The following is a 23,210-nucleotide window of genomic DNA, read 5'->3' as shown; positions in this document are numbered from 1 at the left end:
CCAGTTCGTATCCCGAACAGGAAAGATCATCCTTTCGGCAGCAATGGCTCGTACATGAGGTAGGCTCGATTCTGTGTCAGCCATTCTTGCTCCACCCATTCTCCTTCGAGCGAATAAACATCACGATACAATTCATTCTTCCGTTCATACCCTCCCCAAATCGAAGGCAGGATCTCATGTTCTTTCTCGATAATGACATACGTCCTTGTCGGTGGCATGTCTGAACGCCATTCCCCTACCAAATGTGTATCGGTCAGGTAGACATGCAGTTGAAAGGGCTGATGGGTCTGATTGGCAATTTGCAGATCCAAATAGTTATAGAAGCAAGTAGCCCCACTTCCGAAGGGCTGTGTCCGATTTGAATCGGGAAATACATCGTAGCTGTGACGATGCCGTTCTGTCACTGTCAATGGCGTATGCAGCGTCATCCAGTACAGCAAATTCGAGAGCTGACAAAGCCCTCCGCCAACTCCGGCTGTGACACGTCCTTGCGAGAGCAGCATGCCTTCTACATAGCCTTTGCTTCGTGTCGGCTTGCCAATTTGCTTCCAGTACGAGAAGGTCTCCCCCGGTTGGATGATCAATCCGTTCAATCGCGCAATAGCCAGGCGCAGGTTGATCACTTTGTTGTGCTGCATCCACATCTCCACGTTCTGCAAGGGGCGTAACAAAATCGTTTGATGAGAATAATGGACATAACGCAACAGATCGCTTCTTTTCACATGAGCGAACTTCGTTTGACCCATTGCCCATTGTACATACCTTTTCCAGCGAAAATAAGTCATACCTGCCGTGAGCCGCCATTTTCCCCGTGCGATCGGTTTCATCGTGTTCTTAAGCCACATCCCAATTTTCCTGATTATTACAATAGACGCAGGAAATTAGCACGAAGTTGCGGTTGGATGGTAGATCGAACCTCACTTCTTACATTTTTGTAAGCCTGTCGTAAGTAAATGCCCTTTCTCTTCTCCCCCACAAGAGCTAGGATAGGAAAAGTGCGCAATCGAACTATAAACAACGAGAGAAGGAAGTGATGGGATTGATAGAAAACGCACCTACCATGAACCAACGGATTGATACGTTAGACACCGTACGCGGCTTCGCCTTGATGGGCATTCTCCTCGTCAACATCGTAGCATTGCTGTATGCGCAAACACCTGAGCCAGGAAGTGTGGACCACTGGCTGTTCCAGTTTTTCAATTTCTTTGTGGAATCGCGCTTCTTCGTGATTTTTTCATTCTTGTTCGGAGTAGGCTTCTATATTTTCATCAGTCGGGCCAAAGCAAAAGGCGCGAACAGCACCGCCTTGTTCATTCGACGTTTGATCGTGCTACTCGCCTTTGGATTCGTGCATAAAATGTTTCACCCCGGCGAAGCGCTGTTTATCTACGCGATCTTCGGATTCATCTTGATGCCTTTTTATCGATTGAAAGCGAGAACCAATCTAATCATCGGCCTTATTTTGTCTATAGCTGTCTGCGCTACCGGCTTCAAGCCGCTTTTGGTTCTTCCGTTGTTTATTCTGGGGCTTGCTGTCGGGCAGTACGGGGTATTTCAAGATATTCCGAGATTTTTGCCTGTGATTAAGAAAGTGCAGGGAGTGACCTTCGTACTTTCGTTAATCGGCTTGTTTATACAATACAGACTGACTCCGGCTGATCCGGCAATGGGCGGTGCGAACCTGGTTGTAGATGACACGATATCGGAAGAAACACTTCAGCAGCTGATGAACTACACGATTGCCTTGACCTCCACTGGCTTTGCCATGGCAGTCTTCTACACGACGACCCTGATTCGGCTGCTGCAAAACAAAATCGTCCAGACGATCCTGTCTCCGCTAACCAGCTATGGTCGCATGGCGTTGACGAACTACGTGGGACAAACCGTATTGATCCTTCTTGGAAGCTATTTGTTCGATTGGTTCGGCAATCTCGGTTACCTGCAAACAACACTGATCTGCCTCGGCATCTACGTGATTCAAATGATAGTTAGCGCACTCTGGCTGTCTGTCTTCCGCATGGGGCCATTAGAGTGGCTATGGCGGTTGTTTACGTATATGAAAATCACACCGCTTCGAAAATAACACGCAAAGACCCCGGAAGCTTCCTGACAGCTGGACCGGGGTCTCTATTTATTTTTTGGCCAAGTATTTCCGAATGTCAAAAGCTACTGCTGCTACGATGATCAGCCCTTTGATGATGAGCTGCCAGTATGGACTGACTCCGATAAACGTCAATCCGTAGTTGATAACACCAAAAATAAGGACACCCGCAAGCACGCCCGGAACGGTGCCGATTCCGCCAGACGTTGAGACTCCGCCTACCACACAGGCAGCAATAGCATCCAGCTCGTACATGTTGCCGTAGTTATTCGTCGCACCTCCTGTCCGGGCTGCCTCCAGTACTCCTCCCAGTCCATACAAGGCCCCAGCAATGGCATAGATAATCATCAGATTGAAGGCGACATTGATTCCGGAAACTGTGGCGGCCTGCATGTTGCCTCCGATGGCATACATGTTTTTTCCGAGCCTCGTTTTGTTGAAGATCACCCAGACGATGAACGCAACAGCGATTGCGATGATGACGATATACGGGATCGAATACGGGCCACTAGGACCAATGTACCCTGTCCCGAGATGATTGAAGTCACTTCGCAGCCCAGCAATCGGCTGGGATTGATTGGGCTCCATATCAAAATAGATGGAGTTGAACCCGTACACAATCACCATCATACCCAGTGTGGCGATAAAAGGAGGGACACTGAAGCGAGACACGATAATTCCATTGATCAAGCCGACGAGCAAGCCTGCAGCAATGGCAATAAGGATAGGGATGAGCAATGGCAAATCGGGCAAATCAGGAAAAAACCTCCGCGGATAGTCCTGGCTTTGCAGCATCGAGGCGGAGATGACAGCCGTCAATCCAACTACACGACCTGCTGAAAGGTCCGTGCCTCCTGTGATGAGCACAAATGCAGCTCCCAAAGCAATAATCGCGCGAGTCGAGGATTGCAGCAAAATATCCCGAAGCGTCGTAATCGAAAGAAAATTGGAGTCATAGACCGCGATTCCCGCTATTAACAAAACCAGCACGATATAGATGGCATTTTGTGTAACAAAGCCTTGCACCTGCCTAACCGACAACTGACTCATGTTTGTTCCCCTCCTCTCATGCGAGATGCTTGGTAGCCAGACGCATGATCTCTTCTTCCGTTGCCGCTGCCCCTGACAAAATCCCCGATAGCCTACCCTCGCACATCACCATAATTCGATCTGACATACCAAGCAGCTCCGGCATTTCCGAGGAAATCATAATGATGCCCTTCCCCTGGCTCGCCAGCTCGGCGATGATGGTATAGATTTCATATTTGGCACCCACATCGACTCCACGCGTAGGTTCGTCCAGCAATAAAATATCCGGTTCGGTCAAGAGCCATCGCGCCAGCAGAACCTTTTGCTGATTGCCTCCCGACAGGTTTTTGATCAAGGTTTTCATAGAGGGAGTCTTCACCCGGAGCATATCGATACTTCTGCTGACATCTGCTCTTTGCTTGCGTTCATTCAGGAGCAGGTACGGTGTTTGATAACTGGCTGCATTCGCGATGACCGTATTTTCCAGGATGGATAAAACCGGAATGATCCCCGTTACACGCCGTTCCTCCGTCAAGAGCGCCATTTTGTACTTCTTCGCATCCCTCGGCGATTTGATCCGTACCTCTTGTCCGTTGATTGACACTTTTCCAGTCGCTATCTGACGCAGTCCAAACAATGCCTCAATCAGCTCTGTCCGCTGTGCCCCCACGAGACCCCCAATGCCCAAGATTTCCCCTTTGCGCAGTTCAAACGACACGTGCTGAAACGAATGAGAAAATGGAGAGCTAAGTCCGTCTACCTTCAGGATCGGTTCCGCAGGGGTATTGGTCCGACTCGGGTAGCGCTGTGTCAAATCCCTTCCGACCATCTTGGAGATGATCAGGTCTGTCGTCAGCTCAGTTGCCTGCCATGTGCCGATGAGCCTGCCATCGCGCATGATGGTCACATCATCGGCAATCCGCAAGATTTCTTCCATCTTGTGCGAAATATAAATGATGGCGACACCTCTGCTCTTCAGCTCGCGAATGATGGCAAACAGCTGCTCCACCTCGTTTCCCGTCAATGATGAGGTCGGTTCGTCCATAATGATCACTTTGGATTCGTAGGAGACGGCTTTGGCAATTTCGAGCGACTGTACTTTGGAAACCGACAGATCACGGACAATATCGTGCGGATTCAGGTCCATGCCAAGATCTGCGAACAGCGTTTCAGTATCCTTGAGCATTTTCTTCTCATCCACCAAAGGAAAAGGACCGATTCGTTTGACCGGAAAACGCCCCAGCCATATATTTTCCATGACATTGCGAAACGGCACCGGATGCAGCTCTTGATGAATCATGGAAATTCCATGCCTCAGTGCGTCCTTTGAGCTGTTCAGCGTTACCCGCTCGTTGTTTAAGACAATTTCTCCCGAGTCCGGTCTATACATGCCGAAGAGACACTTCATCAAGGTCGACTTGCCTGCTCCATTTTCTCCCATCAGTGCATGAACGGTTCCCTGGCGCACCTTTAGCGTGACATCATCGAGTGCTTTGACCCCTGGAAATTCTTTATGGATGCGGTTCATTTCCAACAAAAACTCGTGCTGCGCCATGCGAATGCCCCCTCTTTCGTCAAAATCATCCCATCACCAAAACAGGAGAGTCGCATTCGTCTCTTCACCGACTCTCCTGCCTTTTCACGGTCATGTTCGAACATGCCAACGGAGCTTATTTCGCGTCGTTCATGTTCTCCTTGGTGATTTTTTTGTAGGGCACCCACACGTACTTGCCGTCTGTAATGTCAAAGCCTGTGGAGTCCTTCGTTGGCGCTTCCCCCTTCGCCAATGACGCCGCGATGCTAAGCGTGGCCTTCCCTTGATTGTTCGCATCATTGAGTACCGTTCCGAGCAAGGTTCCTGCCTCCAGCTCCTTCAGCGCTGGGGCAGTTGCATCCACACCGACAACGGGCATGTACTTGCCGTTCGCAAAATAGCCCGATGCCTTCAGCGCTTCAATTGCACCGAGTGCCATATCATCGTTGTTGGCCAGAACGGCTTCGATCTTGTCACCGGAAGCTGCGAGGAATGCCGCCATTTTTTCCTGTCCTTTTACGCGATCCCACATGGCCGTATCTTCCGCGACCTTTTCAACCTTAATGCCCGCATCTTCAATCGCCTTCACGGAAAACTTCGTCCGCAGCTCAGCATCCTGATGTCCTGGCTCACCTTTTAACATGACGTATTGCAGGACGCCATCCTTGTTTTTATCTGCTTCCGGGTTTGCCTTCCAGTAATCCACGATCAGCTCCCCAGAGATCGTGCCGGATTCCTCTGCTTTTGCTCCCACGTAGTAGACCTTATCCCACTTCTGCATATCCTCCGGCATTGGCTCGCGATTAAAGAACACCACTGGAATGTTGGCTTGCTTCGCTTTGTCGATGATGACGCCAGCCGCTGTGCGATCCACCGGATTGATCGCGAGGGCATTTACCTGCTTGTTAATGAACAAATCGACTTTGTCATTTTGCGTAGGCTGGGCATTTTGGCTGTCTACAATGTCCACCTCCGCCTTGCCTTCTGCTGCTTTTGAGATCGCATTGCGCACACCTGTCATGAACGTATCGTCAAACTTGTAGATGGCTACACCGATTTTGGGATTCCCCGCAGGTGCCGATCCTCCCCCGGACGCTGCTGGCTGTGAACCGCCAGATTGTGAGCATCCAACCACCGAAAGTGTAACAGCGGCCACCAGTGTAGTGGCAATCAGCTTTCTCATTAGATAATCCCCCTTTATCCCCTATGTTTACATCTGATATATACCAAATGTAAGCGTTTTCCTAATGGTGTTCCATCGAAAATCCTGCGCATTTTTATCAAAATTCTCATCTGTTTTTCGGTGGCTTATTTTACAAAGGGGAAGAGGAGCTTTTGATTCTCCGACCAGAACATATTCTCCCAATCGATTACTTTTGTTCCGGTGTCGACCAAACTGGGCACTGATTCTCCATTGCTCGCTTCGACTGCGTACTTGACGCCGAGATATCCCATCGATAGTGGCTTCTGGATGATCGTCGCGGAAATGACTCCCTCCTGTAAGTACTCCAGTACTTCCGGCGGACTGTCGATCGCGACGATTTTGACCTTGTCCTGTAGACCGTTTTTTTCCATTTCCTCGGCCACACCGATTGCCGTACTGGCATCGAGTGCGATGACTCCTTTTACCTGCGGATGCTTACGGATCAGTTCGCGTGTCCACTCACCGATCTGCTTTTTATCCAACGGAACATTTTCGTTGGCAATCAGCTGGACCTGGGGTTCCCGTGGGAGCAAGTCCAGGACGCCTTGTTCTCTTTGCTTCGCATTCGCCTTTATCCGATTTGTGCCGAGCAATGCGATTTGTCCCTGTTTTTCGATCAGGAACACCATTTTCTCGAATGCCTTCATGCCCATATTGTAATTATCCGTCCCAATGTAGCTATTGACGGCTGAATCCTGGGCGACTGTGTCGAGAACAAGGATAGGGACGGCACGCTCCCTTGTCAGCTTGATGGCTTCTCGCAGAACTTGCTCGTCACTAGGCGCCACCACAATCGCATCAGAACCATCGGCAATTGCCTGCTGCACCAGCTCCATTTGGCTTTGGGCGTCATCCTCATAATCCGGTGCGTAAAAGTTCAGGTTCCGCTCATATTCCTTCGCGGCCATCTCCGCCCCGAGCTTGACCGTTCGCCAATAATCACCGTGCTTCATCCGGACGATCAATGCGACCGTCTTTTTCTTGACTACATCAGTATCAGAAATTGGAGCACTGCAGGAGTAAAAAAACGTAACCGCCAACACCATGAGCAGCCCGTACACGCCAAAACGTTTTACCGATCTCCTCATAAGCGATCTCGCTCCTCTGATTCCTGGCAGGGAATCCAAAGGTTCACGATGGTCCCCTCCTCTTGTTCGCTCGCAATCTCTAAACCGTACTGTTCTCCAAAGGTCAGTCGAATGCGTTCCTGCACATTTTGAATCCCTACGCCCGAGCCTTCTTCGCTTCTGTAGCAACCTGCTTTGACTTGTTCGAGTACGCTTCGGGACATACCCAAGCCATTATCGCTTACCTGCAATAACACCTTTCCCTCCATGAGCGACGCCGATATGCGAATCCACCCCGGATCAGCCAGATGCTCAATCCCGTGGTAAATGGCGTTTTCCACAATCGGCTGGAGCAACAGCTTCAGCGTCTGACAGGTTAGTACCTCATCCTCTGCCACGATCTCGTAATCAAATTTTTGCTTGTATCTCATTTTTTGAATAATGAGATAATGACGAACATGCTCCAGCTCCTCCTGCACCGTGATGATGCTCTTGCCTCTGCTCAGGCTGATCCGAAACAGCTTCGACAACGAAGTAATCGTGGTGATGACATCTTCACTTTTTCCGGTACCAACCATCCTGACCACGGAGTTCAGCGTGTTGTACAGAAAATGCGGATTGATTTGCGCCTGTAGTACCTCCAGCTCGCTTTTTCGTTTGGCTTCCTGCTCCCGAATGATTTGGTGCATCAATTCCCTGACCTTCGCGACCATCAGATGAAAACGCATGGAAAGCTGTTCGACTTCGTGACTTCCCTGGATCGGTTCACTCTCCCGGAAATCTCCCTGCTCTACCTTTTCCATCGAACGCTCCAGTAGCTTGATCGGTCGTGATATTTTCGCAGAGAGGTAGTGCAGCACGAATAACACGATGACGATCACAATGATGAGCAGCCAAAAAATGAAGCGGCTGATTTCTTTCTTGGTCGTTACGATCTCGTCCATGTAAGAAACTCCAATGATTTTCCAGCCCAGCTGATCGATTGTCTTGATTGTAATCAGGCGTGCCTCATCCTGTGTCTCTTCTACGTAGCTGCCATAGGAGTGCTTCAGCGGCAAGGAACGGTTTTCATTTTTCAATCCGGCGTATATCAACTGCTGCTGTGGATGGTAGACGATATTCCCCACCAGATCAATGATGTAGACGTACCCCTTTTTCCCCAAGCCCACTCTCCGGCACAGATCATCGATCTCCTTGAAATTCACATCGACTAAAAGTACGGCCGGAATCGCCCCGTCTGGTCCGTGGAGGGTAATTTCCCGACTCATCGAAACGACCCAGGTGTACTCCCCTTTAAACAGGTTCTGGATATGTGGGAGCGAAAAGGACAGATTCGTTGGGTCCTCGATTGCCTTTTGGAACCAGCTTTGTTCAGTCAGTCGGGTGTTTTTCCTCAACGTTTTGGAAGGTGTGGTGGTCAATAGCGTTCCATCTCTCGTGAAAACCGCGATGGAGACGATGTCCTTTCTTGTTTCCACGATGGTCTCAAGCTGTTCGCTTAGCTTGTCTGCCGTAAGCCCCTTGCTTCTTCTGATTTTGTCATCGACGAGTTCAAAAATTTGCGTCATCCCATTCAAATAGCTGTCCAGGTTGTATTTCACCTGCTCCAGGATTTGCTGTGTGTGCAGGTAGGCGTTTTGTTCTGCCGTCTGCGCAAATTTACCGTACAGCATCACCCCGACGAACAGCATGACGAGCACAGTCACGAGCGTAAAAGACGTCGTAATGATAAATTGAATGCTTTTGACTTTAATCGCGTCCAAAGCAACCGTCAGCATCCGTTTCATCGGTCAGCCATCCTGCTCACTCAGATTTCGATACTCTTTGGCGGACATGCCAGCATATTTGCGAAAGCAAAAGCTAAAGTAATTGGGGTCGGTATACCCCACCTTCTCCGCGATTTCAAATGTTTTCAAATCGGTCGTCCGCAATAGCTCCTTGGCTTTTTCCATGCGCACTGCCAGTAGATAGGTCACAAACGTTGTCTTGGTCTCTCTCTTGAAAATACTGCTAAAATAACCGAGGCTGATGTGCAGATGATCGCACACCTTATGGATGGAAATTTCGGGAGAATGATAATGCGCGTGAGTATAGGCCAAAGCCTGATCGATCAGTCGCCTGTACGTCGTTTGTCGTCCGCTAGCGACACTTGCCATGATGCGCTCACAAATCTCGATGATCTGTCCTCTGGCATCTTCAATGCTGGTGAGTGTGGTCATCACCTGCAAAAGATAACGCTGTCCGCCAAACAGCTGATCCATGTCGACCTCGGCTCGATTGGCAGTCTTCAAAATCGTCGTCATAATCTCTAACAAAAAAATCCGATAGTTCTCAATCGATACGTGCACCCCAGCCACTTGATCGAACAATTCATCCATCACGGCACGCAGCTCAGCACTCGTCCCCATTTTGATACACCGGACCAATTCATGCTCTCTTCTCTCATCGAGGCGCAGCTGCTCACTGGCTTGCTTCTCCACATCATGGATCACAATCATCCGGTTGCAGCCAAGAATACTTTTGTAATCGAGTGCCTGCATGGCGTTCTCATATGAGTAAGGAAGAGCGGATAGATCCGTGACGACATGTCCGATTCCAATCGTTACGGTGATGCTCATATATTTTTCAATCGTACGCCTGATTTCTTCCGCGATATTTTGTGTCCGCACTTCTATTCGCTGCGTGTCATCTGCTTTTGTTCGCATGAGCAGCACCACATGATCATCATGAAGAAACACGATGCCTGCATACTGCCCTGTATGCAACTGCTCATCCGCGATATTCTTTACAGCGAAAAGAAACAGCTGCTGCTCCTCCTGCTTGGGCTGGTCCACACTGATTACAGACACGAGATACTCGGGACTCCTGAGCTCTACCCCGTATTCGCAGGCTTTTGAAAAAGCATCGTGCTGTACCAGCTGGCGGCTGAGCAAAGATGATAAAAAAACTTCCCGCAATACCGGCAAGCTTTTTCGATAGCTATCGCGCAGAAGCTGAACGTTTTCCCGATGAGCCGCTTCTTCATCCATACGTCGCTTGACCTTGTGCAGCGCCTCAATCAGCTCGCTCGCAGAAAACGGCTTGAGCACATATTCATCAATGTGCAGCTTCACGGCCTTTTGCGCGTACTCGAACTCATCAAACCCTGTCAGGATAATAATGCGAATCCCAGGATATTCACGCCCGATGGACTCAGCCAGCTGTAGTCCGTTCATAAAGGGCATCTTGATATCGGTCACGACAACGTCCGGTCGAAGCCTCTCCACCAGCTCCAATGCCTCTCTGCCGTTTTCTGCCTTGGCAACCACCTCGTATCCGTGGCTGTGCCAATCAATTTCTTGGCTAACTCCTTCTCTTACGTCTTCTTCGTCATCTACCACTATCAGCTTATACATAGGCACCTCCCGCTGTTGTACATGTACAACGGGAGGTGATTGTTTTCCTGCCAATGGAATCGTACGGCGCTACCACGTTTTATCCAGGTCATCTGTGTAGAACAGAATCGCTTTTTGATAGGCCAAAATCGTAGGATCGCTTGAGGTTTCTGCGAGGTTTTTCAGGAGGAGAGTCATGGCTTCGTGATGCTTCCCGAGATTGTAATACGCCATGGAAAGAAAAATCGAAAAGGAGCGGTCCTCCGGGAATTGTTGCATTCCCTTCGCGAGAGTAGCCGCTGCCTGCTCGTATTGCCCCAGTGTTCGATACGTACTGCCCAGACCGAGCAGTGCTCCTTGCAGATCGTCTTCGACAGACAGTCCGAGCTCAATCGCTTTTTCGTAAAACGGAACCGCTTCGCTCTCCAATCCAGCTGCGTCGTGACACCATGCACATTGATAATGGACGACAGGATCAGTCGGGTATTGGCTGACGAGCTGTAGGGCCAGTTGAATCGCTTCTTCCAGTTGCCCTTCTTTTCGCAGGTGGATGATGTTTTGGATGGTCGAATTCATGCGCGCACTCCCTTTTGGCTGAGTTTCTATCTTTTCTCCCTAGCGTAACAGGGCTGTGTAGTTACGTGAAGCGTATCTTATGTTCCCTGCAAGGATTTTGCCCGCTCTCTTTCACTTCTCCTTTGCCGATACGCTCTCATCCACGACCAGCCCAAAATGAGAAACGGAACGAGAACCAGCAAGATCAACAGGATGCCGTCCCAAAACTCCCACGAGTGAAGCGGAGCGTTTTTCATGTCGTCAACGATGATCCAGATGAAATCAACCGCCATTCGCAGCTGATACTGGACAAAGAACCAGATGCCCCACACCGATCCGACCAAGTAGACCCAGCTGTACCAGCGAATGACTCTTTTCTCATGGTCAGCTACGTACTCCCATTCCTCCTGCTCTTCCTGCGTCAAGGAACGGAACTTCCCCTTCCAAAACAAGCGGGTATTCACCATCAAATTAGCGCATTGGAACTTGGTCGCCAGCACGTAATACAAGTCGGTCTGCATGAAAACCATGAACTGAAAGGCCAAGGCCATGAGCAGGATCACATTCAGCATGCGAATGAATGCTTCCATGAAGGGCACAAGGGTCAGCCAGCCTTGGTCATTGGCAAACAACAGAATCACACCGATTCCCCAAAACATCGCATCCCAGGACATTCCCGCCAAAAACGCCCTGTATCTGCGCTGCGGCTCAACGAGAACGATGTTGGACATATTCGTCTCTGCCACTGCAAAAACAAGCCGATGCCCCAGACCGATACGACTGCCGATCCCCAATGAACGGGCCGCCATCAAATGAGCCATCTCGTGGAAAAACAGAAAAACCCAAGTGGCCACGAAAGAAACCACAACCGAAACCGTCACGGAAGAAGAAACAAAAATATCGGAGTAGACCGGGATATACTTGCCAGTAAACACACAAATCAAGAGACCTGTGAAAAATAAGATACCATATAATCCGAAGGCGACACGGTTAAAGAAAAACTGACCTGTTCCCTGCTTGATCCAAGAGAAATGATCGACAACCGGAACTGGTTCGTCGACAACTACTCCATCTACCCTGTACACAAATTGATAGGAAGCAATTAAATCCTGCGCAAAGTCAAGCACATCTACCGGTTCGCCCAACCGTTCTTCCATGATAGCCGCTACTTCATTGATGCTCTTACCTTCATCCAGCATATCGATGATCTCGACACCAATGGTCGGAAGCACGATGAAATTGCTGATATCCGTTCTTCCTATGAGGATTTCTTCCTCGTTTTCCGCCCGGCGCGCAAGCGGGTGCATCTTGAGAATGCTATCGCCCGAGATATTCACTTACAGACACCTCCTTCTCTATCGGGAACGACTTCTCACCTAGCGAGCACTTCTTTTCGCGTGATTTGAAAAATCGGCTCCGTTCCGCTACCCGCTCCACAAGTCGGGCATTCCGCTTCATTTCGCTCCCACTCAAAAAACACACTCTTCTCCAGCGTATTAAAGTCAAAAATGATAAATTTGCCCGCCGATTGCACCGGAGCGATTCCTGTCAAATACCGAATTGCATCGGAAGCCATCATTCCCGTAATCATCATGGTGTTGGGTGCAATGGTGGCGGTGGGCAGGATGAAGTTGGTATCGAGCAGCCTTTGGATCAACTGCGGATAATCCTCTATCTGTCTGGAACGGTGCAAATGCATGCAGTCGATACAGCCTGTCTTGCCCGGTTCTACCATGAAGAATTGTCCTTCGATGAGGTTGAATCCACCTGCAATAAACGGGATATCCAGCTTGGTGCAGGCTTGATTCACCCATCTTTGCAAAAAGAAGAAGGGCTGATCGGCTGCGAGTATCACGAGGTCGCTTCCAGCAATAACCTGCTCCACGTCTTCGCTGGACTTGATTTGCAGCGTCTCTGTTTCAATCAACACGTCAGAATGAAGCCTTCCTATGAAATCACGTGCCGCTTCCACCTTCAGGCGACCAATGTCCTGCTCGTTAAAGACCATTTGCCTGTTCAAATTGCTGAGCTCTACTCTGTCAAAATCAACGAGCTTGATATGCTGGATTCCCGCTCCTACCAGATTGACCAGTAGCGTTGAGCCAAAGGCACCCATTCCCAGAATGGTGACTTTTTTTCTGTTCAACTGCTCCTGTAGCTCGCTTGGACTTTGATGGAGATCGGTAAACAGAGAAAAGTAGCGGATATTGGCTTTATACCTTTCCTTTTGTTCCGAAGTCAGAACTGATGCCTCTTCCTTTGCCTGATCCATCAGGAAGCCCAAGCCACTCAGTGATTCCACTGCTTCTACTATTTCGTCATACGTAATTTCAGGGTAATCAACAACCAAACATGTATGTATTTCACCGACCGTGCGAGTGCCGTCCATCAGCTTGATCATCTTGCGGATGGAACCATTCTCGTCTTCCAATTCAAAGGTATAGCCGGGAGCTTCCCCCATGCGGATCATCTGCTCAGTCACTTCATAAACAGGATGCACTGGTTTAAACAAAGGACGACGTTCCATAAAAGACCCTCCCAAATTTGGGTTCTCTAACCCGGCGCATTCGGATGAAAAAAGGGAATAGCCTGAGTGCTATTCCCTTCTCCCTAAAGAGAATTAAGCTGCTACTGCTGTAGTGCGTACGCTTTCTACCTTTTTCGCTTGGATTTTCATGAGTCGTTCCTCCTCTCTCTAATCAAAAATAAAGACAAGCTCATTATATTCCTGAAATTTACAGAAATCTACAAATATTAGCAAAAGTTTATATATTTTGGTAATTTTCTCCTATTTATTTCGTAATCAATAGGAATTTCCTGCCATTTTCTAGCAAACTTTTTTCATTCCTTCTTTTGGAAACATCTTTGCAGCTTTTTTAGAAATTTATCCTGATTTTGGGACAATTTCGTTTTTTGACTCGTAGTACTAGGATGTATAAAACAAATACACCAAGATCATTTTGTTTTATCCAAAAAGGAAAAGCTGCGCAGCGAGCCTTTTTGCTTAGGGGGAGCACAAATGGAGGAAGATCGAGTGATCATCGGGCGGGTCTTGCAAGGAAACAAAGACTCCTACTCCGAGATCATTTCCAGATACCACGGAAAAGTAAGTTCCATTCTTCGTAAGATGTTGGGACATACACCTGATGCACAAGATATCGTGCAGGAAATTTTCATCAAGACGTATTACCATTTACCAGACTATAAAACAAACTACGATTTTTCTGCATGGTTGTACCGGATAGCAGCCAACCACTGTCTGGACGAGCTGCGTAAGCGCAAGCGTAAGCAGCAGCTCACCACCAGCGAAGAAATAGAACCAGTGGATAGCCATACGCCGGAGGTTGCCTTTCTGAATAAGGAGGGTCAGCGCCTGTTGCATCAAAGGATGATGTCCGTCGAAGAAAAGTATCGGATCGTCCTCGAAATGCGCTACTTCGAATCATTGAGTTGTGAAGAAATCAGTCATCGCTTGTCCATTCCATCGAGTACTGTGCGGACGCGCCTGGCTCGTGGAAAAGACAAGCTCAGGGAAGCAATCGGGCATGCAGGGCAAGGGGGGGACTTTCATCTATGAAATGCTTAGATAAAGGACAAATTGCTTTGTATCTATACGACCTTCTTGAGCCAGAAGAAGCCGAGGTCATAGCAGCTCATTTGGAAGAATGCCGTCATTGTCAGTTGAAGTTGAAGCAGGAGCTGGACGAGCTGGAAGATCCGGAAGAATCGCTAGCGACAGATGAGCCATCCGATGCTGTCATCCAAGACATCATGGCTAGTCTTCCCCCTTACCCCATACACGTTCTGAAACGATCAGAGAGACAAAACATACAGAAGAAAATCGATTGGAAAAAAAGGAGCCTGGATATCGTGAAAAAAGCAACCATCGCTGTAGCAGGAATCGCAGCAGTCGTCTATTTTGGAACACTGACTTCACCATCTTTTGCGACTTATGTAAATGACTTGTATGCCGCTACCATAAAATCACAGCCGAAGCAGACAGAGAGCAGCTTGTTTGCAGAAGAAGCGTCCGAGGACGCTCTCATCCAGCGCGGACTTGAAGAAGGATATAACAAGAAGCTTGATTTGAAAGCCGTCGACAACGGAATGACGCTGGAAGTAAGAGAAGTCATGGCAGACACGAGGGATGTCCGGATTATTTTCGGCTTCAAGGATAAGAATGGCAAGCAGCTTGAAAAGTTGTTCCGGAATTTCCCACTTGGAGATGAAGATAAACTGAACGAAACCTATGAAATCAAAATCACAGACGAAGATGGAAACGTTCTTGAGACAAATGATAAGTACCATCTTAAATATAACAAGAAGGAAAGCATCGGCGAAAAAGATGAGTACTTGATGGTCAGCCGACCGATTAGCAGATATTTTACAGATGTCAGCAAGATTCCTGACAAACTGAACATCGAGCTTAGTATCAAGAAGCTGGACAAAGTTGACGGAAATTGGAGCGTGACGATTCTTGTTGATATTTCCAAAGCAAAAAAAGAAACAAAAATTGTACCGATTAACGAGCATTTTACCGCTCCCAATGGCGAAGTGATTAATCTGAAGCAAGTAATGGTGACACCCGGCCAAACGGAATTCGTTATCGAGAATACGGAAGGAAGTGGTAGTTCCCCATCCTTAACTTATGAAGTGGTGGACGATAAGGGAACTGTACTCGCAGCTTGGAGCACTCTGGAGCTAATGAGTGAATTTGGGGAAGAGCCGAATCCATTTTTCAAAAATGTAAGCAGGGAGTATTTCGTTCGTGCAACCGCCGACAGAAATGTTCACTTCATCACCTTTCATTCCTTGCCAACGAATAAAAATCTAACCTTTAGAGTGGGTGATAATTACGATCAGGTTCCTTCGAATTTTAAGCAAAAGCTGTCCATTGAGACACTAAAAACCACACCTGTAACGATAAAGCATGAAGGAAGCACACTAACCTTCTCAAACTTTGCTTCAGAAGAGATAATGAAAACAAACCCAATCACTTCTGAAAAACACAAAAAGCTGCGTAGTACAATACAGCTAGAGGCAACTTTGGCACCGGGTGTGATCTTTTTAGACTCCTGGGAGGGTGCTGATGATAAGGGCAAAGAATACGATTTTAATTTCATGGGCTCCACAACAAAAGATGAAAAAGGTAATTTTGTCGTGAAAGGTATACTCGTAGATGAAATGGACGCAATCCCGAAAGAGCTGACGCTTACGATCGAGGAACAAGTGAACAGAGCAAAAGATATGGATTGGAGCGTAGCACTTCCACTGAAGAACTAACGCAAAAATAAAACCACCACTCCCAATGAAACTGTAACAGCTCATGGGAGTGGTGGTCTTTTTTAGTTTCGGGTTCCTTTTACAGCCTTCACAGTAGAAAGCGCAGCAGCGAGATCGTCATAGATGACATTCCCTACAACAACCGTATCTGCAATTGCGGCCATTTCTGCCGCTTGCTCCGGGTTACGAATCCCTCCGCCATAAAAGAGATGGGCTTCGCCCGCGCCTGCTTTGGCTGCCTTGACGATCGCCGGGTCGCCGTATGTACCGCTGTACTCCATGTAGACAATTGGCAAACGGCAAATGTTCGTCGCTACCTGTGCGTACGCTTTGGCCTGCGAGGCATCCGCAATCGGACGTGCTTTCGTCAGCTGTGCTACGCCCGCGTCAGGATTGGCGATGATATATCCCTCTGTAATGATCTCATCCCAATGAATGTACGCGCCAAACGCTTGAAGCCCCGATACATGCGGAGCAAAAATCCAGTCAGGATCACCAGCGTTCAGTACGAGCGGGATCAAGTACGAATCAAATCCCGGCACGACAGCATCCAGCGAGGAAATCTCCAGTACTGCCGGTACCGCATAACGACGCAATCGCGACATCAATTCGAGCGTATTGTCATAGGTCACACCGTACGTGCCACCAACAATGATCGCATCTGTTCCGGACTCGCAAATCGCCTCCAAGGCCTCGTCATCGATTGTTTTATCCGGGTCTAGTTTAAATGTATGGCGCCAGCCACGATAGTCAATCAACGTTGCCTGCCTCCTAGCTATTTTCCGATCCGCTCAAGCGCCATCTGGTATCCGTCATTTCCGTAGTTCAGACAGCGTTTGACGCGGGAAATGGTCGCCGTACTTGCGCCGGTCTCTGCTTCAATCTGATTGTAGGTAAAGCCTTTGCGGAGCATTCTCGCCACTTCCAGGCGCTGTGCGAGCGACTGCATTTCGTTCACCGTGCACAGATCGTCAAAAAATTGATAGCATTCTTCCATTGTTTCCAGGGAAAGCACAGCTTCAAACAACTGCTCAAGCCCTTTTCCTTTTAATTTTTCCAATTGCATGTCTGTCACCTCTGTTATATAGTCCGTCTTTCGAGCGGTTTCTCACTGTACAATTTTTAAGCACTAAAGCTTCAACAATTATCTTAGAAGAAACCGCCTTCATCCGCAAGCCCTAATCCTTACTGGAACTTGAGCGACTTCGACAGACCTGGTGAGTTCGGCAATATGGCAACCCATGTATTTCCTGGCAGAAGCGGTGCTTCTTGCGTCAAAGCCGCGTCCTCATAGGCACGGATGACACCATTGCTGCGCTTCCATTTGACCTTGCGCGCTTTTCCCTGCTGGAATAAATAACCGTCTCCAGGGCCGATTACATCGACTGACAGACGCCCTTCTTTGTCCAGCACACGGTGCTTGGCAGAGATGACCAAGAGGTTGGTCGTAGACAACTGCTTCTTGTCGCTCAAGTCCAAATGCGGCTTGCCTGCTGTGAAGCGCATGTATTTCTTTTGCTCAGGATCGTATGTAAAAGCAGCTTTGTTCAGCGAATGGAAGGTCAAATCTACCTGAGTAGCTGGCTCGCCTTCCTTGATTTCGGCATCCTCCTTCAAGAACGTGAAGTGAGGCACCTCTGCCGTTTGACGCATTCCTTTATCCTCCATCGCTTTTTCCAAGAGCTCTGGCTTGGTGTACAGGTTATGCGGCATTTTCCGGAATTTTTCTCGCCAAAAGTATTGGCCGTTCGGGATCTCGTCCAGATGGCTGTAGTCTTTTCGCGCCAAGGTCTCCAGCGCATCTGGGCTGCCTCCTGCGTGAACGAGGACAGCGTCAAAGCCATTCCCGATCTGGATAAAATAAGGACGTATACTCCGGACAGGTCCAATTACTTCTGGCTTCTGACTTTGGAATATCGCTAGAAAGCGGGTCATTTCACCTTCTGACAATACTTCATAAATCATGTCCGCTTTGTTCACGCCTGTTTGTGGACGTGCGGGCGGAGCATTGTTGATCATCACCATAATCGGGCGTTTACTACCCAGGTTTTCGTGGCTGCCAAGTCCTGTCAGCGGTGCCTTATACGCATACTCGATAGGCTGATTCGTTTCCGGTGGAGTCTGCACTATCGGGTCCGGTATTTGCGGACTGGGCTGTGTGTCCACCGGCTTTTGGGCGCAAGCTGTAGTTAAGAGCAACAAGGCTAGTACCATGAGAGACGATTTGACTGTTCGTTTCATATGAATCGCTCCTTTCCATCTCTCGTTGTCGTATTTTCCCTGTTTCTTTTTCCAGAAGGATACAGGGGAATCCTGCTTCCACACGTTTTCCACGATTCTCATACGCCCGTGCCACACATCTTGTTTTTGGCTATGCTACAATAATGATATAAAACAGATGCAAAGCGAGGCCGAAATCTATGAATACCCCCTACCTCGTCTATCTGGTGGACGATGAAACGAACCTATTAGAGCTGCTGCAATCGTATTTGCAAAGCGCGGGATTGCAGGTAAAGGCGTTTTCGAACGGCAAGGACGTACTGCCGCTTCTTGATGAAGAATCACAACCGCATTTATGGATCTTGGACATCATGATGCCCGACATCGACGGCTATGAGCTATTGCGTCTCATTCGTGAAAAATCGAATGTACCGATCATCTTCATCTCCGCTCGCGATCAGGATGTCGATAAAATCATCGGATTGGAGCTAGGCAGCGACGATTATTTGGCGAAGCCTTTTCTACCACGTGAACTGGTCATTCGTGCGAAAAAGCTGTTGCAGCGCACCTATGAGAAGCCGGGTGCCGCAGCCTCCTCTACCCAAACCTTCCAGGATTGGGTAACGGTCGGTCCTTATATGATCTCAGAAAAAGGCAGACAAGTAAAAGAAGACGAAGAACTAATTGATTTAACGACAAAGGAATTCGAGCTCATCGTCTACCTTCTCCACAACCAGGGCTTGGCCTTAAATCGCGAGCAAATCCTGACCTCCATCTGGGGCGAGGACTACATCGGCTCAGACCGGGCTGTCGATGACTTGGTGAAGCGCATCCGCAAGAAAATGCCCAAGTTTCCCTTGGAGACGGTCTATGGCTTCGGCTACCGGATGACGCGTATATGAGCAAATTCCGAATGAAAAACCTGCCGATCTCCAGGCAAATTCTCATTTTGTTCATGATCCTGACGAGCGTCCTCGGGGTCGGACTTGGCATCGGGTATCCGCTTGCTGTCAAACAGTATCTAGTATCTAATACGTACTCGCTTTTAGAAGAAGAGTTCTACACGTTATCCCAGCATATTTCCTTCAATGAGCACAATGAGCTGCTGCCTGTTCCGGCTGCGGCCCCTTTATTTTTGCAGCTTTTACTTCAAGAGTATAAGTACTCATTCGATATGATCGTCTATGCCGAAAACGGACGGCAGCTAGGCAGTCGAAGCGACAGCCGTATTCCGAATGAAGATGCCAAGGAGCTGTTCCGCCAAGCCGCCTCGTATCCAAGCAATAAGCTCCAGCATGGCTCATTGGACCGCGGAGACGAAAGCTACCTGTTTGTCAGCAAAAAAATGGATTACCACGGCTTTCCATACTACATGGTGCTATTCTCCAAGGAACAGGAGCTCAACCAGATTAACTCGATTTTGACTCGTCAGTTCTTGCTTGTTTTTGGTCTCTTGCTGCTCGCAAGCTGGCTGTTAGCGGTATGGTTCAGCGGATTTTTGAGCAGACCACTCCGTACGCTAGAGGAGCTGTGCAAAAAGATCGCTCGTCGTCAGTTCGACATCCCGCTTGCGATGGATCGTGGAGATGAGATCGGTCAGCTCGCTCGCTCGTTCGATATGATGAAAAACCAACTGAAGGAATACGACGAGTCGCAGCAGCATTTTGTCCAAAATATTTCCCATGAGCTCAAAACACCGATCATGGCGATTCAGGGATACACGCAAGGACTCATTGAAGGCGTCTTCCAGGGACCTCAGGCTGAAAAAGGGCTTTCCATTATCATGGAGGAGAGTAAACGCCTTGAGAAAGTCGTCGGACAGCTCTTGTATATAACAAAGATCGAGTCTGTTTCCCAAATGATGCAAGTCGACCGCGTCGACCTGTCAGAGATGATGCACTTGCTGAAGCAGCGCCTCTCCGTGCTCAATCCGCACATTGAATGGGACCTAAATCTCCCCGCCGATCTGATCGTGGAAGGAGACGGCGAGCAATTAAGTACAGCTTTCGTCAATATCATGGAAAATCAACTGCGCTACGCCAAAAGCCGTCTGACGATCACAGGCAGACAAGCGGGAAAAAGCATCGTCGTCGCGATTTCCAATGACGGACCCCCGATTGAAGAGGGGCTGCTCCCGAATTTGTTCCAGCGCTTCCGCAAAGGAAAGTCGGGCAAGCATGGTCTTGGACTCGCCATTGCCCGCGCCGTCTTAGAAGCCCATAAAGGAACAATCGATGCCCGCAACGATCCAGACGGACCTTGCTTTACGATGATGGTTCCTGTCGAGTTTAAAGGCCGATTGCATTAATAGGAGAGGACACTGTTCCTCTCTTTTTTTATTCGTAAAATGAAGTTGAACATCTTCTTAAAGGAGAAATTCAATAAAAGCGTAGGAAGATACCGTGACAAACCCAAGCTTCTCATATACGTGTATCGCCGTCGGATTATCCGCAAAGACAACCAGATAAACATTCGCAGACTTCTCCAAGCCAATCCGCGCAATATCTGAGCTGATTTGCGTACCCAACCCTTTTTGGCGATGATGAACAGATGTACCGATGTTCCCGATTTCTACGTAGGCTTCGTCATAGACATGGAAGCCAGCTACGGCCATAGGCTCTCCGTTTTCTGAGAGAATCGCAATGTGTGGCATTTCCGCTACTTCCTCCGCCCGAAAGCTAATCATACCGAGCTCTGCTGCCATCTCCTCCACGATCTGCGCTTCGGATAACGCCAGTATGCGTGATTCTCCCACAGGCAGAAGACGTTCCGGGTATTTCAGCTTCATCAGCTTCATTGTTCGCGTCGCGAGTATATGGGGAATCTCCACATGGCTGAGGCTAGATTCTGCTACGGCTATAACGCCCTTTTGTCCAGCTGTCAGACTGCCTCCGAGCACATCTTTCATATAGGAAAGCATAGGCTCGATCTGATACGTCCCCTCGTTCTTCACCAAATGGAGAGAGAATGCGTGAAACGGCATCCCTTTCAAGTAAGACCCGATAGCAGTTAACTCCCCCTGCACACTATCCGTTACGACTACACTCCTGTCTGATCTCAAGTACATATTCCCGTACAAAATGTACGAATCTTCTAACGAAATTTGTTGTACTAATTGGCTTTGTTCATGACCTGTTCGCAATTTTAACAAAGAAATCACTCCTTCTATCGATTCCCTATTGACGTTGTCGTGCTTCGCGGTTAACATGGTAAAAATTTCTCTATTAAAGACCAACTAGGAGGAGAGAATCGTGGCTTTTTATTACACAGAACCATCTCGGACGTTTAATGAGTTTTTGCTTTTGCCAAATCTCACCACAAAAGAATGCACGCCAAACAATGTGGACTTATCCACTCCGATTACCAAGTATAAACAAGGTGAAAAGCCTGCCATCACATTAAACATACCGTTCTCATCCGCAGTCATGCAAGCAGTTTCCGACCATCACATGGCGGTCGCATTGGCTAGATGTGGCGGTATTTCGTTTATTTTTGGCTCCCAGTCCATCGAGAGCCAGGCAACGATGGTTCGCAAAGCAAAAGGCTACAAGGCTGGATTCGTCGTTAGCCGCTCCAACCTGACACCTAGCCATACGCTGAAAGACATTTTGGAATTGAAAGAGGCAACAGGACACTCCACCGTTGCCATTACGGAAGATGGTACGGCAAAGGGCAAGCTGCTCGGCATCGTAACCGGTCGCGATTATCGCATTAGCCGCGACTCTCAGGACAAGCTCGTCAGTGACATCATGACGCCATTCTCGAAGCTGATCTATGGCAAATCCGGCATCACGCTCTCCGAAGCGAACGACCTGATCTGGGAGCACAAGCTCAACTGCCTGCCGATCGTTGACGAAAATCAAAATCTCGACTTCCTTGTTTTCCGCAAGGACTACGATGCTCGCAAAAACAATCCGCTGTCCCTCTTGGACACGAACAAGAGCTATATCGTAGGTGCGGGTATCAACACCAAGGACTACAAGGAGCGCGTCCCTGCATTGGTTGAAGCAGGCGTTGATATTCTGGTCATCGACTCCTCCGACGGGTTCAGTGAATGGCAGCGCGAGACGGTTCAATATGTAAAAGAAAACTTTAACGTACCAATCGGTGCTGGTAACGTCGTCGACAAAGAAGGCTTCCGCTATCTCGTGGAATCTGGCGCTGACTTCGTCAAAGTAGGAATTGGCGGCGGCTCCATCTGCATTACCCGTGAACAAAAAGGGATCGGACGCGGTCAAGCCTCTTCACTCATTGAAGTGGCAGCAGCCCGCGACGAGTACTTCAAGGAAACAGGCATATACGTGCCACTCTGCTCCGACGGCGGAATCGTTCACGACTATCACGTAACACTCGCACTGGCTATGGGTGCAGATTTCGTCATGCTGGGCCGTTATTTCGCTCGCTTCGACGAGAGCCCGACCAAAAAAGTGAAAATCGGGAACAACTTCGTGAAAGAATACTGGGGAGAAGGCTCCAACCGCGCTCGCAACTGGCAACGCTACGACACTGGCGGCAAAAGCAGTCTTGTCTTTGAAGAAGGCGTCGACTCCTACGTACCATACGCGGGAAGTCTGCGCGAGAACATGGACCGTACCTTGAGCAAAATCAAATCGACCATGTGCAATTGCGGGTCGCTCTCCATATCAGAGCTTCAGCAAAAAGCTCGGATCACCGTCATCTCCGCTACCAGCCTGGTAGAAGGCGGAGCACATGACGTCATCCTGAAAGAAAGCAGCATGGCTGCTGAGTAATACAATCAATTCGTAATCAGGAAAAACCAGTCTGCAGTGAACTGCACCCCAATTGTTAGACACACTTAACAGTTGGAGGTGCAGTTTACATC

General features: G+C 48.7%; 20 protein-coding genes. 6 read left to right on the top strand and 14 right to left on the bottom strand.

The window, feature by feature from the left end; genetic code table 11:
• Nucleotides 1–26: 26 nt before the first annotated feature.
• The gene (locus AB1L17_RS08925) at nt 27–827 is read right to left on the bottom strand and encodes a VanW family protein (protein WP_412844313.1); all 801 of its coding nucleotides are present in this window, start codon (nt 825–827) and stop codon (nt 27–29) included.
• A gap of 206 nt (nt 828–1,033) precedes the next feature.
• Between AB1L17_RS08925 and AB1L17_RS08920 the strand changes: the two genes are divergently transcribed.
• Entirely contained in the window at nt 1,034–2,083 is a 1,050-nt protein-coding gene (locus AB1L17_RS08920) for a DUF418 domain-containing protein (RefSeq protein WP_412844312.1), read from the top strand.
• A gap of 48 nt (nt 2,084–2,131) precedes the next feature.
• Here AB1L17_RS08920 and mglC read toward each other — a convergent pair whose 3' ends face one another.
• The 9 genes from mglC to AB1L17_RS08875 form a co-directional block, all read right to left on the bottom strand.
• A complete protein-coding gene (mglC, locus tag AB1L17_RS08915) occupies nt 2,132–3,151 on the bottom strand; it encodes a galactose/methyl galactoside ABC transporter permease MglC (RefSeq protein ID WP_412844244.1) in 1,020 nt (339 codons plus the stop codon).
• A gap of 16 nt (nt 3,152–3,167) precedes the next feature.
• Nucleotides 3,168–4,685: a sugar ABC transporter ATP-binding protein gene (locus AB1L17_RS08910; RefSeq protein ID WP_412844243.1), complete on the bottom strand. Its 1,518-nt coding sequence runs from the start codon at nt 4,683–4,685 to the stop codon at nt 3,168–3,170.
• A gap of 115 nt (nt 4,686–4,800) precedes the next feature.
• The gene (locus AB1L17_RS08905; RefSeq protein WP_412844242.1) at nt 4,801–5,847 is read right to left on the bottom strand and encodes a galactose ABC transporter substrate-binding protein; all 1,047 of its coding nucleotides are present in this window, start codon (nt 5,845–5,847) and stop codon (nt 4,801–4,803) included.
• 125 nt (nt 5,848–5,972) lie between these two features.
• A complete protein-coding gene (locus AB1L17_RS08900) occupies nt 5,973–6,956 on the bottom strand; it encodes a substrate-binding domain-containing protein (RefSeq protein WP_412844241.1) in 984 nt (327 codons plus the stop codon).
• Entirely contained in the window at nt 6,953–8,722 is a 1,770-nt protein-coding gene (locus AB1L17_RS08895) for a cache domain-containing sensor histidine kinase (protein ID WP_412844240.1), read from the bottom strand. The genes AB1L17_RS08900 and AB1L17_RS08895 overlap by 4 nt, the downstream gene beginning before the upstream one ends.
• Nucleotides 8,723–8,725: 3 nt before the next feature.
• On the bottom strand, nt 8,726–10,330 hold the full coding sequence (locus AB1L17_RS08890) for a response regulator transcription factor (RefSeq protein WP_412844239.1): 1,605 nt from the start codon (nt 10,328–10,330) through the stop codon (nt 8,726–8,728).
• A gap of 69 nt (nt 10,331–10,399) precedes the next feature.
• Entirely contained in the window at nt 10,400–10,885 is a 486-nt protein-coding gene (locus AB1L17_RS08885) for a tetratricopeptide repeat protein (RefSeq protein WP_412844238.1), read from the bottom strand.
• Between the two features lie 77 nt (nt 10,886–10,962).
• Nucleotides 10,963–12,201 (bottom strand): PqqD family protein, encoded by a 1,239-nt coding sequence (locus AB1L17_RS08880; protein ID WP_412844237.1) that lies wholly within the window; start codon nt 12,199–12,201, stop codon nt 10,963–10,965.
• Nucleotides 12,202–12,236: 35 nt separating this feature from the next.
• The gene (locus tag AB1L17_RS08875; RefSeq protein ID WP_412844236.1) at nt 12,237–13,391 is read right to left on the bottom strand and encodes a HesA/MoeB/ThiF family protein; all 1,155 of its coding nucleotides are present in this window, start codon (nt 13,389–13,391) and stop codon (nt 12,237–12,239) included.
• Nucleotides 13,392–13,883: 492 nt separating this feature from the next.
• Here AB1L17_RS08875 and AB1L17_RS08870 point away from each other — a divergent pair, with 492 nt between their 5' ends.
• Together AB1L17_RS08870 and AB1L17_RS08865 are read left to right on the top strand one after the other, a co-directional pair.
• Nucleotides 13,884–14,441, top strand: coding sequence for an RNA polymerase sigma factor (locus AB1L17_RS08870; protein ID WP_412844235.1), 558 nt, complete (start codon nt 13,884–13,886; stop codon nt 14,439–14,441).
• Nucleotides 14,438–16,147: a DUF4179 domain-containing protein gene (locus AB1L17_RS08865; protein ID WP_412844234.1), complete on the top strand. Its 1,710-nt coding sequence runs from the start codon at nt 14,438–14,440 to the stop codon at nt 16,145–16,147. Before AB1L17_RS08870 ends, AB1L17_RS08865 begins: the two co-directional genes overlap by 4 nt.
• A 62-nt stretch (nt 16,148–16,209) precedes the next feature.
• Here AB1L17_RS08865 and pcrB read toward each other — a convergent pair whose 3' ends face one another.
• The 3 genes from pcrB to AB1L17_RS08850 form a co-directional block, all read right to left on the bottom strand.
• Nucleotides 16,210–16,905 (bottom strand): heptaprenylglyceryl phosphate synthase, encoded by a 696-nt coding sequence (pcrB, locus tag AB1L17_RS08860; RefSeq protein ID WP_412844233.1) that lies wholly within the window; start codon nt 16,903–16,905, stop codon nt 16,210–16,212.
• Nucleotides 16,906–16,922: 17 nt separating this feature from the next.
• Entirely contained in the window at nt 16,923–17,213 is a 291-nt protein-coding gene (locus tag AB1L17_RS08855) for a YerC/YecD family TrpR-related protein (RefSeq protein WP_007717484.1), read from the bottom strand.
• Between the two features lie 119 nt (nt 17,214–17,332).
• The gene (locus AB1L17_RS08850; protein WP_412844232.1) at nt 17,333–18,388 is read right to left on the bottom strand and encodes a DUF3048 domain-containing protein; all 1,056 of its coding nucleotides are present in this window, start codon (nt 18,386–18,388) and stop codon (nt 17,333–17,335) included.
• 179 nt (nt 18,389–18,567) lie between these two features.
• Here AB1L17_RS08850 and AB1L17_RS08845 point away from each other — a divergent pair, with 179 nt between their 5' ends.
• Together AB1L17_RS08845 and AB1L17_RS08840 are read left to right on the top strand one after the other, a co-directional pair.
• Nucleotides 18,568–19,269: a response regulator transcription factor gene (locus AB1L17_RS08845; protein WP_412844231.1), complete on the top strand. Its 702-nt coding sequence runs from the start codon at nt 18,568–18,570 to the stop codon at nt 19,267–19,269.
• Nucleotides 19,266–20,675 (top strand): ATP-binding protein, encoded by a 1,410-nt coding sequence (locus AB1L17_RS08840; protein ID WP_412844230.1) that lies wholly within the window; start codon nt 19,266–19,268, stop codon nt 20,673–20,675. The genes AB1L17_RS08845 and AB1L17_RS08840 overlap by 4 nt, the downstream gene beginning before the upstream one ends.
• Before the next feature lie 57 nt (nt 20,676–20,732).
• Here the strand turns inward: AB1L17_RS08840 and AB1L17_RS08835 are convergent, their stop codons facing one another.
• Nucleotides 20,733–21,527 carry a GNAT family N-acetyltransferase gene (locus AB1L17_RS08835; RefSeq protein WP_412844311.1) on the bottom strand — a complete coding sequence of 265 codons (795 nt, stop codon included), beginning with the start codon at nt 21,525–21,527 and terminating at the stop codon, nt 20,733–20,735.
• Between the two features lie 91 nt (nt 21,528–21,618).
• Here AB1L17_RS08835 and AB1L17_RS08830 point away from each other — a divergent pair, with 91 nt between their 5' ends.
• Nucleotides 21,619–23,118 (top strand): IMP dehydrogenase, encoded by a 1,500-nt coding sequence (locus AB1L17_RS08830; RefSeq protein ID WP_412844229.1) that lies wholly within the window; start codon nt 21,619–21,621, stop codon nt 23,116–23,118.
• Nucleotides 23,119–23,210: the final 92 nt, after the last annotated feature.

This window comes from Brevibacillus jepli (assembly GCF_047229145.1).
Lineage (GTDB): Bacteria > Bacillota > Bacilli > Brevibacillales > Brevibacillaceae > Brevibacillus.
This window is presented reverse-complemented; position numbering and strand designations above follow the sequence as displayed.